At 50.2% G+C, this 12,621-nt stretch carries 16 protein-coding genes; 2 read left to right on the top strand and 14 right to left on the bottom strand.

Annotation, left to right across the window (positions count from 1 at the left end; translation table 11 throughout):
• The first annotated feature begins 34 nt into the window (after positions 1-34).
• The gene (gene pbpC / locus ACQ66Q_RS17580; protein WP_430457986.1) at positions 35-2,374 is read left to right on the top strand and encodes a penicillin-binding protein 1C; all 2,340 of its coding nucleotides are present in this window, start codon (positions 35-37) and stop codon (positions 2,372-2,374) included.
• A gap of 22 nt (positions 2,375-2,396) precedes the next feature.
• Here the strand turns inward: pbpC and ACQ66Q_RS17575 are convergent, their stop codons facing one another.
• Complete coding sequence (locus ACQ66Q_RS17575) at positions 2,397-3,236, bottom strand: DUF2306 domain-containing protein (protein ID WP_430457985.1); 840 nt, start codon at positions 3,234-3,236, stop codon at positions 2,397-2,399.
• Between the two features lie 234 nt (positions 3,237-3,470).
• On the opposite strand from ACQ66Q_RS17575, the gene ACQ66Q_RS17570 reads away from it, so the two are divergent.
• Positions 3,471-4,643, top strand: a complete 1,173-nt coding sequence (locus tag ACQ66Q_RS17570; protein WP_430457984.1) for a helix-turn-helix domain-containing protein — start codon at positions 3,471-3,473, stop codon at positions 4,641-4,643.
• A gap of 39 nt (positions 4,644-4,682) precedes the next feature.
• On the opposite strand, the gene ACQ66Q_RS17565 is transcribed toward ACQ66Q_RS17570, so the two are convergent.
• From ACQ66Q_RS17565 to ACQ66Q_RS17505, 13 genes are all read right to left on the bottom strand, one after another.
• Positions 4,683-5,501 carry a hypothetical protein gene (locus ACQ66Q_RS17565; protein ID WP_430457983.1) on the bottom strand — a complete coding sequence of 273 codons (819 nt, stop codon included), beginning with the start codon at positions 5,499-5,501 and terminating at the stop codon, positions 4,683-4,685.
• A 7-nt stretch (positions 5,502-5,508) separates the two neighbouring features.
• A complete protein-coding gene (locus tag ACQ66Q_RS17560; protein WP_430457982.1) occupies positions 5,509-5,970 on the bottom strand; it encodes an Imm50 family immunity protein in 462 nt (153 codons plus the stop codon).
• Positions 5,971-5,990: 20 nt separating this feature from the next.
• On the bottom strand, positions 5,991-6,560 hold the full coding sequence (locus tag ACQ66Q_RS17555; RefSeq protein ID WP_430457981.1) for a VOC family protein: 570 nt from the start codon (positions 6,558-6,560) through the stop codon (positions 5,991-5,993).
• Entirely contained in the window at positions 6,557-6,973 is a 417-nt protein-coding gene (locus ACQ66Q_RS17550) for an ACT domain-containing protein (protein WP_430457980.1), read from the bottom strand. Before ACQ66Q_RS17550 ends, ACQ66Q_RS17555 begins: the two co-directional genes overlap by 4 nt.
• A gap of 156 nt (positions 6,974-7,129) precedes the next feature.
• Positions 7,130-7,366: a DUF3303 domain-containing protein gene (locus tag ACQ66Q_RS17545; protein WP_430457979.1), complete on the bottom strand. Its 237-nt coding sequence runs from the start codon at positions 7,364-7,366 to the stop codon at positions 7,130-7,132.
• Positions 7,367-7,453: 87 nt separating this feature from the next.
• Complete coding sequence (locus ACQ66Q_RS17540) at positions 7,454-8,032, bottom strand: pyridoxine/pyridoxamine 5'-phosphate oxidase (RefSeq protein WP_430457978.1); 579 nt, start codon at positions 8,030-8,032, stop codon at positions 7,454-7,456.
• Positions 8,033-8,742: 710 nt separating this feature from the next.
• Entirely contained in the window at positions 8,743-9,054 is a 312-nt protein-coding gene (locus tag ACQ66Q_RS17535) for a hypothetical protein (protein ID WP_430457977.1), read from the bottom strand.
• A 105-nt stretch (positions 9,055-9,159) separates the two neighbouring features.
• Positions 9,160-9,531 (bottom strand): DUF4440 domain-containing protein, encoded by a 372-nt coding sequence (locus ACQ66Q_RS17530; protein WP_430457976.1) that lies wholly within the window; start codon positions 9,529-9,531, stop codon positions 9,160-9,162.
• Between the two features lie 87 nt (positions 9,532-9,618).
• Positions 9,619-9,921 (bottom strand): type II toxin-antitoxin system RelE/ParE family toxin, encoded by a 303-nt coding sequence (locus ACQ66Q_RS17525; RefSeq protein WP_430457975.1) that lies wholly within the window; start codon positions 9,919-9,921, stop codon positions 9,619-9,621.
• Positions 9,909-10,166: a type II toxin-antitoxin system Phd/YefM family antitoxin gene (locus ACQ66Q_RS17520; RefSeq protein ID WP_430457974.1), complete on the bottom strand. Its 258-nt coding sequence runs from the start codon at positions 10,164-10,166 to the stop codon at positions 9,909-9,911. Before ACQ66Q_RS17520 ends, ACQ66Q_RS17525 begins: the two co-directional genes overlap by 13 nt.
• 138 nt (positions 10,167-10,304) lie before the next feature.
• A complete protein-coding gene (locus tag ACQ66Q_RS17515; RefSeq protein ID WP_377247188.1) occupies positions 10,305-10,718 on the bottom strand; it encodes a hypothetical protein in 414 nt (137 codons plus the stop codon).
• A gap of 90 nt (positions 10,719-10,808) precedes the next feature.
• Positions 10,809-11,642: a DUF4393 domain-containing protein gene (locus ACQ66Q_RS17510; RefSeq protein WP_430457973.1), complete on the bottom strand. Its 834-nt coding sequence runs from the start codon at positions 11,640-11,642 to the stop codon at positions 10,809-10,811.
• A 596-nt stretch (positions 11,643-12,238) separates the two neighbouring features.
• Positions 12,239-12,568 (bottom strand): hypothetical protein, encoded by a 330-nt coding sequence (locus ACQ66Q_RS17505; protein WP_430457972.1) that lies wholly within the window; start codon positions 12,566-12,568, stop codon positions 12,239-12,241.
• Between the last annotated feature and the right edge of the window lie 53 nt (positions 12,569-12,621).

Raw genomic sequence — 12,621 nt, 5'->3', positions numbered from 1 at the left:
TGCTGCCGGCTTACTTGGGGCAATCTTAGCGCTATTGGCAGGCCTGCAATGGCCACATTGGCCGGCCCGGCTGCAGCAACCGGACTGGTCGGTCGCGTTATATGACCGCAACGGCCAGTTGATTGATGTGCAGTTGGCGCGCGACGAACAATGGCGTTTGTTTTATCAGGACGAGACCATTCCTGCGCGCTATCGCGATGCGCTGCTGCAATTTGAAGATCGCTATTTTTATCAACATCCGGGCATTAACCCCGCAGCCATCCTGCGGGCCAGCCGCGATAACCTGTGGCAACAGCAGATTGTCAGCGGCGCCAGCACCATCACCATGCAACTGGCCCGGCTGGCCTATGGCAAAACTAACCGGACGGTTTGGCAAAAAGGCCGGGAGATTTGGCTGGCACTGCAGCTGGAATGGCATTATTCCAAAGACCAGCTGCTGGTGATGTATGCCAGCCACGCGCCATTTGGCGGCAATATTGTTGGCCTGCAGGCTGCCAGCTGGTGGTATTTTGGCCGCGCGCCTGCCGCGCTGAGCTGGTCTGAAGCCGCATTACTGGCGGTGTTGCCGAACAATCCCGGAGCGCTGTTCCCCGGCCGGCGCAGCAGCCTGGTCGCTTCGCAACAGCAAGATGAACTGCGCAACAAACGCAATCGACTGTTGCAACAACTCGCCAAGGCCGGTCGCTTAAACCCGATTGATCTGGAATTGGCCCTGGCCGAACCCTTGCCAACGCGGCCGGATGGCTGGCCGCATCAGGCCCCCCATTTGCTGCGCTATTTACAGCAGCAACAGCCGGCTCAATTCCGCTTCGACAGCACTATCGACGGCACGCTGCAACAACAAACCCAACAGGCCTTACAGCGGCATTTGCGCTTATTGGGCCAACAAGACGTGGCCAACCTCGCCTCGATCATCGTCGACCATCAGACAATGCAAGTACTGGCCTATCACGGCAATCAAACGCTGAATGCGCAAGCCGCCGGGTTTGTCGATATCGCCCAAAGCCCACGCTCCAGTGGCAGTATTCTCAAACCATTTTTATACGCGGCTTCACTGGATGCCGGCTTGATTTTACCCACCACTTTGCAGGCCGATGTGCGCAGCCAATTCGGCAGCTACAGCCCGGCGAATTTTGATTTGCAGTTTCGCGGCGCTGTCGCGGCCAACCGCGCCTTGGCGGAATCGCTGAATGTGCCGGCAGTAAGGCAACTGGCCAGTTTTGGGGTCAGCCCGTTTAAAGATTTGCTGCTGCAAAGCGGCCTGACCACGCTGACGCAAAGTGCTGATCACTATGGTTTATCGCTGATTTTAGGCGGCGCCGAAACGCGGCTAACTGAACTAACCCAACTGTATGCCGCCGTGACACACAGTGTCGGCGCCCAATCGGTAACAGTCCCGCCGCTGCGTTATCTGCAACAGCCTCCATCCGGCACGCCGCTGCAACTGCCCTACTCCATTGGCGCCGCCTACTTAACTTTGCAGGCATTGACTGAGGTGGAACGGCCAGACTCCGAAGGTAGTTGGCGCGATTACAGCACAGTGCAGACTATCGCGTGGAAAACCGGCACCAGTTTTGGCCTGCGTGACGCCTGGGCTATTGGCAGTAACGGCCGCTACAGCATTGGCGTTTGGGCCGGGAATGCGGATGGCAAAAGCGCACCGGTGCTGACCGGTGGCCAGAGTGCCGGTCCGGTGTTATTTGATTTGTTTCATCAACTGCCCAGCGCCAACTGGTTAAGCCCGCCCTGGCAGGCGCTGACCGAACTCAATGTCTGTAAGGCGGATGGATTTCCGCAACGCCTGGGCTGTGACAGCGAATTAACGCAAAAACCCAAAGCCGCGCAATTGCAGCTAGGCGCCGGCTATATGCGTCAGCTGTGGTTAGATCCGACCGGTCGCTACCAGCTACCACAAGGCTGTGTGCCCGGCGTGCAGAGCCAGCCACAAACCCGACTGGTATTGCCTCTGGCGATGGCGTGGTTTTATCAGCAACAACATCCTGATTACGCACCACCACCACCACGCTGGCCGGTGTGCACTGCAGCCGGGTTGCCGGCATCATCCGACGAAGAGCAGATCGCGATTATTGCGCCAGTCAGTCAAGCGTCAATCATGTTGCCTCTGCAAAGCGATGGCAAACTCGGCGTGGCCGTGTTTCGGGCGGTAACCCAAGACCGGCGGCAAACCTTAGATTGGCATCTGGCCGGCCAATATTTAGGCCGTACCCACAGTCCGCATCAGATGGCGCTGCAGGTGCCATCTGGCCAATACGAATTAGTGCTGACCGACGCCGCCGGCCACCGCTTAACCCGACAGCTTCAGGTGGTACGGGCTGAATTCGCCAGCAGCAGAACCAGTCCAGTGCAGCCATAACACCAGGTTAGTTCAGACAACATCAGCCTGTGATCGTCGGCAACCAAATGGTTGCGCCGATGGCCGCAATGCCACCAAGCGTGACCACACACCCCAGCAGCATCAGACCCGCCACTGCCCATTTCACTGCAGCACTGCGCTGACGCTGTGCCCAGAACACCAGTTCGGCGACGGCCATCGGCAGCAGATAGCAGGCAAAGCTGAAGAATAAATCCATCGGCCCGTCGAGCTTTTTGTTATTACCCAGTGGTCCCTGGTTCAACACATACCAGCCAAACAGATACAAACGGAAACTCCAGACGCCATTGACCAGCAAAAAGCTATGGACGGCCCAGCGTTTATGCGCGTTGAAATTGCGGGCGATGGCATAACGCCAGGCGAAGAAAATCGCCACCGGGATCAGCAACCCGTTCAGCGTGATGCCAATAGCACCGAGGTCGCTGAGCCGGTTGCCGGCGCCCCAGGTTAAGTACAGCCCCGTGATAGCGCCGCTCAAGCCCAGCGTCATAAACATCCGGCCATTCCAGCGGTGCAACTTGGGCATTTTCTGCCGGATCTGCGGCACAAACTGCAGAATGCCGCCAAGCCCGAGCAGCACGACCGGCAGAATATGGCCGAAATAAATCAGATTGTAAAAACCTTCGCCTGGTTTATAACCACCGATATGATTGCCCTGATTGACGCTTTGATAATCACCGCTCAGCAGCGGCGAGCCATAACGCGCCATGATGTAGATAGCAAATAACCACTGGCCGCACAGCGCCAGCACAAACCAGCCGTACACACTGCCTTTGAGCATGGCGGCAGCGCGGTCGACGCGACGCGGTATCGGCGACAATTCTCGAACCGATGAGGTCATCATAAAAAACTCCTGAAGCAACAAATGTTCAGGCAGCATCGCGGCAAAACCCGCGTTGATCGCGCCGGATTCGGAATTCGGCCTATGGTTTTTGCCAGTTTCCACGTGGCTTTGGCAGCCACTGAACCGCCGTTACCTTTTGTAACAGTACCGTGCATGCAATCAGCAGCTTCTGCTTTGACGCTCGCTAAAACCAGCTGTTACCATCGACGCTCTGCCGGTTCCGGAACGAGCACCATGTACCAAAGCATTCATCTGTTATTACTCGTCGTTAGTTTTGCTTTGTTATGCAGTCAGTTGCTGGTGCGGCAGAAACAACTGGTGCATCTGCTGTTTGCGGCGTTTTGCGGCTCCGTCTGTCTGATGGCAATTAAACGGCTGGGCGGCGCTGACCTCGGCCTGTATCAATATCTGGTCGGTATGGGTATTTGCATGACCTGTAACGGCTATTGGTTGTTATCCAGAGCGATGTTTCGCAAACAGGACGCAATTAACTGGCAACACGTGCTGGTGGCAGGCGCCATTGCGCTGTTGATTGTGGCCTCGCAAGGGCTGTCTTTACTGCAACAACTCTGGCCTGATGCCCAGCCGCTGTTTGCCTCCAGCCGCGTCGTCGTTAACGAACTGCTGAATTTATTCTCTTCGACGATTTTGATGTTAACGGCCTGGGAAGCCTGCCGTGGGTATGTGCAGACCCAAGGTGCAGAACGCCGGCACCGCCAGCTGTTTCTGGCTACCTTCGGCAGCGCAGTGACCGTATGCGCCATCATTGCCAAAATCTGGCTGCCGGCGCAGGGCGCCGCGCTGCAGATGGAAGTTTTAAGTGCCGGCGCCGCAGTGGCTATCCTGATCATGACACAATGGTTGATCCGCCAACGCTTTGCCGCGCCAACCACAGACTCAGCCGGGGCTGATGAGTCGGAAACGAAACCGCAGGCACTATCGAGCGCCATAGCGCAACAACTGCAGGCACAACCTGCCCTGCCAACTGAAGCCAGCGCCGACACCACCGTCACCACAGCGCTGAGTCAGGCCGATATCGCGCTTATCGCGCAGCTGCAACAGCTGCTGTTTCAGGAAAAACTCTACCTGCAGGCCAATTTACGCCTGACCGACGTTGCGCAGCAGCTGCAAGTGCCGGAATACCGCGTCAGCCGACTGATCCGCAGTCAGTTTCACGCCAGCAATTTTAATAACTTCATCAATACCTTACGGATAGAACACGCCAAATCCCTGCTAACAGATCCCGCCACACAACATTGGTCAGTGTTGGTGATTGGTTTGGAAAGCGGCTTTGCCTCGGTCGGCCCTTTTACCCGTGCCTTTAAAACCCAGACCGGCGATACGCCGAACGAATACCGGCTGAAACAACGCGAGCCGGTGCATCTGGCAGATTGGGTGCATTCGTGATGGTGTGAAAAACGAGGTACTTTTTGGTTGGTCGGTTACTTATCTGCTGACCTTCGCCCCTGAATGGGCCACCTCAGCCAATATCGAGACTAATCGGCTGATTTCAGTTTCTGACGAAATACCCTGCCCAACTGCAAGAAATGACAGCAAAGTGATCGGGGCATGTTGCTTGGCAGCAGCCTGCATTTTATGGTGCCCATCAAGCAAATAATGGGTTAAACACCAATGGCTGCCCACTGCGGAATCGTCCTCGCAATAGGCCGGCGCTTTGATATCCAAGATACTCAACGCGACAGCCGTAGGCTCACGCCCCTCGCTCAACGCCTTTACATAGGCCTGAATTTGACCGCTATCGAGCCAGGAAGCAGGAAACATCGGCACGACAAACTGAAACAGTCGCTCAGTGGCGGACATCAGGAGATCTGGCAAGCGGTAGTATTGAATTTTGGGCGAATGTGGCAGGCCCCAAAACCCATCCATGCCCCATAGCGCAATTTGTTCATGGCTAAAATAGTCGCCAGCACCACCTAACTGGACCTGCTGCGGCAACACCCGCAGCAACAACATCTGGTATTTTTCGTTTGGTAAAATCTTGGTCAGTGCCGCAACAACATCCGCATCCAACCTGGCAACACCTGCTTGCAAAGCTCCCGCAATAGCATCTGCACTGATGTTTTTGTTTGCGCCTTCCAAGCGCTCAAAGAAGAAAGTGCAGGTATTGCAGATATTGCCAATGTGGTAGGCCTTTTTGCCATCAACAGTCAGGTACCGGTCCCAGATTTGCCAAGCACCACCACCCGTCGTGGCAAAGCCCAAAATACTATCCGAACCGGATACTTCAATAGATTGCTGTTCCATTAACATGTCAGGCATAACCCACAGGTAGCTCTTGAATGAAATCAATTGAGACCGTTTTGCATTTTATTTGGCCACCCAAACCCCAAATTGCATCAATACACACAAGTATTTCGCCATCCTCGGTCGGCGTGAATTGCATGGAGTCAATGACGTTCTGGTGGTTGAACTCTGCGATGGTCATGTGACTGAGACCGCCAAATAAAAAACTGATCAAGACGCTTTTAGTGAGTGCGAGCTCATAGTTGGCGGTCCCTTCACCAATAGCTTGGTACTGCCTGACATGAACGCGCAAATTTGCAGATGACGAGTTGGCTTCTAGTGGCATCGCCCGCATCGCAGAAAACGATATGATTTCAGCGTCATGGAAAGTCGGCCAGTCGCCCAAAGCTTGCACCACTTTTTCTGCACCGCGAATGAGCTTTGTCACAGCCATTGCTAACCCTGCACCTTGGTTGACCATTTCAATCATCAGCTTCCCGTAGCATGCCGTTATTCCAACGGCTCCATCAGCCCAATCCGGTTCCCTTCGCTATCTTGGATTTCCGCGACATAGACATGGTCGCCAGCTTTAGTTTTCGGGAACAGCACTTTCGCGCCGGCCAATTGCGCCGCGTTGAGCGTGTTATCAATACTGGCAGTGTGCAGATAGATGAGAGTGCCATTGACGGTCGGTTTATAAATCTCGCCCTTCGCCAGGGCACCGCTGATGCCGCTACCATCAACTGCAAACGGCATTAACGCCATCTGATTGCCGTGGATCTCTTCAAGCTCAAAATCAAAACCGAACACTGTTGCATAAAAAGCCATGGCGCGTGTCATGTCGTTAACCGGGATCTCAAAATACAGTGCCGGGTTCTGTTTCTGTACCATCTCTTGCCTCTGATAGGTTGAACAGGCTGATAGCTGGAGCGCCATAAAGGCCACCACGAACATCAGCGCTGCGTTTTTGGTTGCGGCGCGGCAAGACATTTTCATCAAGCGGAACAGTGCTGTTGTATGCATGTTCCAACACAGCCGATCGCGGCAAGACCAGCGCTTGAATGCGACGTTCCGCGTCATCTGGCCTCCTGCACCACACCAGTTTGTTGCAAGCGTTGCAGCACCGCCATGGCATCAGCAGCCCGTTCAAGCGGCACGAAGATGTGGTCGTGATTCGTCCCCGCCACCACGTTACAGCTAATCCCGGCATTGCCGAGCGCGGTGGAGAATGCGGCGGTGAGCCCGACCGCCTGCAGATCGGAATTCACCGTCAGGGTGATCCAGCCGCAGCGGAACACCGCATTGAGCCCAAGCCGACTGGCCACCTGCTCCGCCACAACCACCGACACGCCTTCAGGTTCACGCACCAGCGCGACCAGTTCGGCAGGGTCAACCTGCTGACCCGCTTCGAGCGTAGCAAACACGAAGATGCCCTCGTGCAGTTCAGGCTGGAGACTACGCAGCAGCGTGGCAAGGTCGCTAATCGGTGGCATCAGACACTCCTATTCCAGACATTCTCGCAATCAGCAATATGATTTGCAGTGACAATGAGACTAACGCATCTAAGCACGCCATCTAAGCTCAGGCTTCGGCCATGTATAGTCTGTGGCTGGGGCCGTAGACCCCGAATGACGCGGTTTGTTATATGCTTAATCAAGTGGGTAAAGCTCAAAATCAACAAACTGCTCCCACTTTTTAAACCACACATAAAACAGGGCCTCATCATTTGATTCCATCAATTGAAAGCAGATATTTTTTTCTGTGTTTACCCACGAGTTCAAATAGTACAAACCGTCTGGAAATTGACGACCCTTAGCGTTGTATACCTTGTAATTCTCTTCCATTAGACCTGCCTTGAAATTCTCGACAACCATGTACTTTTTCATAGCTTATCCTTAGTGGCGCCTAACGCCCCGCACATGCCCCAAATGTAGTGAGTACCGCAGGCCCTCGATACAACGATGGTGATACTTTTAAGGCTGCAGTAGTTGCTTTACCCAGCCATCGCCTTTGATTTCAAATAACTCTCTGAGATGTAAGCGGCTTTCCCGAAACGTGAGAAACTCAATTGAAATGGGCTTAATACGGTAACCACCCCAATTTTTTGGTCTGGGAACCGGTCGGTCAGCATAATGTGCAGATGACGCTTCAAGCCGCGTGCTCAACTCATGTTCAGAGTTTAGTGGTTCACTTTGTGAAAAAGCCGTCGTGGTTAACTGAGCACTTCTGCTGCGGCTTTGCCAAAAACAATCCGCCTCAACATCAGATATCACGTGAGTGACACCAACAACGCGAATTTGATAACCAACGTGGTCCCACCAGATTGTCATTGCAGTTTTTGGCTGTCGCGATATCTGCCGGCCTTTGGCTGAATCAAAATAGCTGCAAAAAACAAAGCCTGTGCTACTTACCGCTTTTAAATCGACAAACCTGCCCGACGGAAAACCATTTTCATCAATGGTGGAAACGCAGACTGCACTTTTTTGCTGCAAAGGACTATCAGCCAACGCTGCCTGCCACCAACGTTCAAATTGAATAATCGGGTTGTCCATAAGCCTCAACCTCATTCAGGTGTAACTATAACCGTACCAAACGCAGTGAGCGTCGCTGTAGTCGAAGGCTGCAGCTGCCGCGCCGCATTCGCACTATTTGGGCTTAACTACATAATATTTTTTGAAAAAATACAAATAAAAACCAATAGCAACAGCCAGTAAAATAAAATACACATTCCCAAAAACAACACTATTACTCGCGACTATTAAAGATATCAGCACAGCCCAAAACAACCGCTTTGGTTTAGAATATTCAACCTTTACAAAGTAACCATTTTTTTTCGCAATATTTTGTAAAAGTAGAAGGACACAGATCACGACAATAATAATCAACGGAACGATTGGAAACGATGACACATCCATTTTTTGTTTTTCCTTTTAATGATAACTGCCGCCACACAGGCGAGTTAGTTTTGGCGAGCCAGTCGCCGGGCGCGCGCGGTGTTGCCGTTTGTTAGCAACAAACATAACCTAATGTTTTATTGAAAAAATTTGAGTGAATACCAAACAATCAAGGTCACGGCTACACCAAAGACAGTGCCATAGACAAAGTACTTTCGAAAAGCTTGCGACGATTCACTTTGCGCCATTTTTAGATTCTCCTTATCACAAGATTCAAAATTTAAGATTTTTGCTAACGCCGTGCGCATGCGCGCGCACTGGTGAGCGTCGCTGCGGCCGAAGACCGCGAGTACCGCGCCTTGTTATGATTAGCCATATGAAACAGAAACTACCTTCTCTTCAGGGGTGAATTGGATATTGCAACTAACCAGATGAAAATTTAGTTTACTACTATGAGTAATTCGCTTCCCTTGCTCGACGTTTTCTACTTTGTATTCAGACAAGTTAATAGTATCCAACTGTTTAACAACATGCTCCAAAGAATCACCCGCGCCATAGTTTCCACAAAGAAAATACACTTCTTTACGCGCTTCGTTTGAATAGAAACCAAATACAACCAAACTAAAAATGGAAATAACAGTGGCTATGTATTTGGGCCTAAAGAAAGTTTTGCTGCGCATCTTTCGGCGTATCCACAGAAACATAACGCCCACTACAAATGCGGGCAACTTGTTGCGAGCCTGGCCACGCAGTGGCGTTTTGGTAGAGATTGTTAGGGCAATAAACTAGAGCGGAGTGCATGTCGTCCCTTGATGATAAATCATTTGCCACTGACCGCTCGAACTCCGCCGCCAGATGGAACACCTATGCGAATAAGTTGGTGATAGTTGTTCATTTTTTAACACTTCTGCTTGGTATAATAACTGAGCACAATCTAAACCAAGCATTCGCAACTCATAATCTCTCGCAGTTATCTCAGGGGCAATTTCAGTTGGTAAACGCTCCAAAACGTTAACCTTACCAAATCGCAATCCTGAAGCATTAACCTCAATGAAATCGTCGGAAATTAATTTAGAAAGCTCAGTTGAAGAGCTTCGAACATCAGGCTGAAAAAGTCGCTCCTCAAGCTCAATCAATATAGTTTTTAAATCTTCCACAGGAGCTCCAAAACGGACTAACGACCGGCGCATGCGCGCGAACTTGTGAGCGTCGCTGCGGCCGCAGGCCACGAATGACGCAGATTTTTAGCTGATTTCAAGCATGAACGCACGAAGCTGTCGCTCCTCTCGCATGACAAAGAGGACCAAAACCCGCTGCTCATCCTCACGATAAAAAATGCGACACGGCGGCACCACGACCTCTCTGTATACCGAATCTGGTAGCTCAGGCGGAATCCGCCCGGATTTGGGGAAATTCTCCAAACGCGCAGTCTTATCGAAAACGGCCTTCACGAGTTCGCTTGCGGCAGCAGGATTGTCCAAAGCAATATACTCCGCAATGGCATCCAGTTCTTGCAGGGCTGGCTCTGTCCAGATTACTTCAGCCATTTACTCATTTTCTCTCTGGCCTCACTTTGGCTATACGTTCTCCCCTCAAGTACAGCGCGCTCTCCCCGGGCGAGTCCCTCAAGCAGCGCAAGCCGACGCTGCATGAATTCATAATCTTGCACATCAACAAGGTATGCAGATGGCTGGCCATGCTCCGTAATCAATACGGGCTCTTTCGATAAGTGCAGATCTGCCAGAATCTTTGTAGCTTGGCGCTTTAGATTCGTAACTAGCTCAACTTTCATACGGTCACCCTGTGCTAAATTCAAAGTGATACTATAGTGTCACTTCACGAGTGAGGCAATCCCAGCTAACTATAAGCGCACGCGCGCGAAACGCAGTGAACGTCGCTGCGGCCGAAAGCCGCAAAATGCTGCGCATTGTTAGCTAACATGTTGAGTTTTCCTATCTTTATAAAAAGCACGATATATCAGCGCAATACAAATCACCGCAAAGACATTTATTCCAAAACCCCAATCTACTTTTGCAAGAGGATCGTTGAATGCGCCATCCATAAAAATGCGTCTCCAGTAGAAATTGATTCCGGCTGAAAACTCAAACTTTTGTTCTCCAATATAAAAGCTCAGCAATTGCGGGATATAAAAAAGCAAAAATTCGAAGCCTGTAAATTTCATTTTTTTGATGTACTTATAAATTATAAATGCACCAATTATCGAGAAATAAAAATTGCTGTATGGAGCTACTAGACCAGAGCTTAGATCCACAAAAATAAAAATAAAATTCCCTAAAAATAACAGAGCAGTAAGAACAAACAGAGAAAGGCCAAACTTGTTCAAAATATATCCCTTGTGCATATCTAACGCCCCGCGCATGCGCGCGAGCTTGTGAGCGTCGCCGCAGCCGAAGGCTGCAAATGACGCGGCTTGTTATATTTTGTCTCTGCTAACAACGCAGGCATTACTAAACTGCTTTCCAAAAACAGTGGCCCTAACATAATATTTATTAAAATCACCTTTGTGCTCTTCGCCACCTTGATTAAGTTGATTCATTATTGCCTGCACAGATCCATCGTTAATAATGCGATCGTACGCATCTGCTTTCGTTAGATGGCTGTCTCTTGGAATTTCGACTAGACCAAGCCGTTCTAAATTTATCAAGTAAGATGCTGACAAATCTCTGTGCTCCAATCCAGCATCATAACTTAAGGTTGATACAAGTTCGCTTACCTTAATCTCTCCTTCTTGTTTAAGTAAAACTCTTTTAATATCAACTATAGGGGCTACTTGATTCTTGATTATGTATTCAAGCAACCTTGCTTCGTCTGCCGACATATTGCGAATTATTTCAACAAATCCAGGATGAGCAGTTTTGGCGGTTTCCTTATCCATAGCCGAAGCCAATAAGTTCGCGTACAACTCACTCAAAGATTCTTTGTGGCCTGTATAGCGCAATGACTCAAGTGCTGGGCCCGCTACAGCAGGATCTGGGGTACATATGTTTTCGACCGGAACTTTGGATAATTTTTTAGTAACTTTAGTCTGAACAAACTCTTCTATTTTTTCTATTCCCCAGACCAACCCACGCACTGGCAGGAGAGCAGCATTAACTGTTCGACCTAACGTTTGCAGAGCTTTCCCTGCTTCCTTTGCCACTGGCTGAATCGCATCTTCATACACGGGAATCTCTTTTACTAGGCCAGTTACCGCCTTAATAGTTCCTTCTACGTTCCCTTCTGTCGCAGAAGACTCTTCGTCTACCATTGTGTGCTCCTAAAAACATAACTACCAAATTTAGCGCGGGAAAACGCGCATGCGTTTTGCCGTCGCAGCCCATGCGCAGCATGGGCGATTAACATTTGCTTGTTAGGCAAATTCATATAGTTTCCGAATATTACTTACACACGAACTCAAAGAGCTCAATTTCACTTGCCCCCACATTGTGTGCTGAACAAATGATATTCGACAACTTACAAAGCCATTCTCCACTTTCTTGAATTTCAGATGCAATGCAAGCAAGTAGTTGAGCAACATTCGATTGTATGGCCTAACAGTATGCTTATTCGGAACATTTCCTTTAATTACTGAATCTAAAAATTCAACAAATTTAAGAGCATCTGCAGGTTTAAGTGGTAAATGTGCTTCGATACTTCCAGAACCTGCCCACTCAACTGTTATGCCCTTGAACATTTCTCCCCGCAGATTAGTGAGAGTGCCTACATAAATTTGGCAACAATCAAAATTGTGTGCGCTTAGGGTTTCTGCTCGACTGTAATTCTGGAGTTTCATAAGGCCTAACGACTCAATAACCGGCGCGCTCTAGCGCGCCCGGCGCCGAAGGCGCTAAGTTAATTGAATTGTTAGAGTTCTTCGTCATCATCTTCATCACATTCGATAGCTCTATTGAATGCCTCGACAGTATTAAAACAACCCCAAGATGGATATTTCTCTGGGTTTTGATCTGGTTTTCCTTTCCATGTAAGGTGAATAACAGCAATTCTTCCATCATTTAAAATGGCAACAACGTCATCGTTGGATCTGCACCGCCCCAAAATTTTGGGTTGGAACGAAAAGAGCGGATGAACTGAAGTCAATTCACTTGCAAGGATATTTTGAAAGCTTTGAGCTTCAGTGCCATCTTCCCCATCATACATAGGTCTCCAAAAGCGGCTCCATACAATATCGTCCATTCTCAACTCTCTAACGCCGCGCTCTGCGGCAAATTTGGAGCGCAGCGGAAAAT

The organism is Rheinheimera sp. (genome assembly GCF_965283995.1).
Lineage (GTDB): Bacteria > Pseudomonadota > Gammaproteobacteria > Enterobacterales > Alteromonadaceae > Pararheinheimera.
The sequence above is the reverse complement of the archived record's forward strand: the minus strand, read 5'-3'. Positions and strand labels throughout refer to the sequence as shown.

Coding starts and splice junctions, on each gene's coding strand:
- ACQ66Q_RS17505 (WP_430457972.1), bottom strand. CDS start 12,568: ATGGACGATATTGTATGGAGCCGCTTTTGGAGACCTATGTATGATGGG.
- ACQ66Q_RS17545 (WP_430457979.1), bottom strand. CDS start 7,366: ATGAAAAAGTACATGGTTGTCGAGAATTTCAAGGCAGGTCTAATGGAA.
- ACQ66Q_RS17565 (WP_430457983.1), bottom strand. CDS start 5,501: ATGGAACAGCAATCTATTGAAGTATCCGGTTCGGATAGTATTTTGGGC.
- ACQ66Q_RS17550 (WP_430457980.1), bottom strand. CDS start 6,973: ATGCCACCGATTAGCGACCTTGCCACGCTGCTGCGTAGTCTCCAGCCT.
- ACQ66Q_RS17560 (WP_430457982.1), bottom strand. CDS start 5,970: ATGATTGAAATGGTCAACCAAGGTGCAGGGTTAGCAATGGCTGTGACA.
- ACQ66Q_RS17575 (WP_430457985.1), bottom strand. CDS start 3,236: ATGATGACCTCATCGGTTCGAGAATTGTCGCCGATACCGCGTCGCGTC.
- ACQ66Q_RS17525 (WP_430457975.1), bottom strand. CDS start 9,921: ATGGCTGAAGTAATCTGGACAGAGCCAGCCCTGCAAGAACTGGATGCC.
- ACQ66Q_RS17520 (WP_430457974.1), bottom strand. CDS start 10,166: ATGAAAGTTGAGCTAGTTACGAATCTAAAGCGCCAAGCTACAAAGATT.
- ACQ66Q_RS17510 (WP_430457973.1), bottom strand. CDS start 11,642: ATGGTAGACGAAGAGTCTTCTGCGACAGAAGGGAACGTAGAAGGAACT.
- ACQ66Q_RS17570 (WP_430457984.1), top strand. CDS start 3,471: ATGTACCAAAGCATTCATCTGTTATTACTCGTCGTTAGTTTTGCTTTG.
- ACQ66Q_RS17540 (WP_430457978.1), bottom strand. CDS start 8,032: ATGGACAACCCGATTATTCAATTTGAACGTTGGTGGCAGGCAGCGTTG.
- ACQ66Q_RS17555 (WP_430457981.1), bottom strand. CDS start 6,560: ATGACGCGGAACGTCGCATTCAAGCGCTGGTCTTGCCGCGATCGGCTG.
- ACQ66Q_RS17535 (WP_430457977.1), bottom strand. CDS start 9,054: ATGCGCAGCAAAACTTTCTTTAGGCCCAAATACATAGCCACTGTTATT.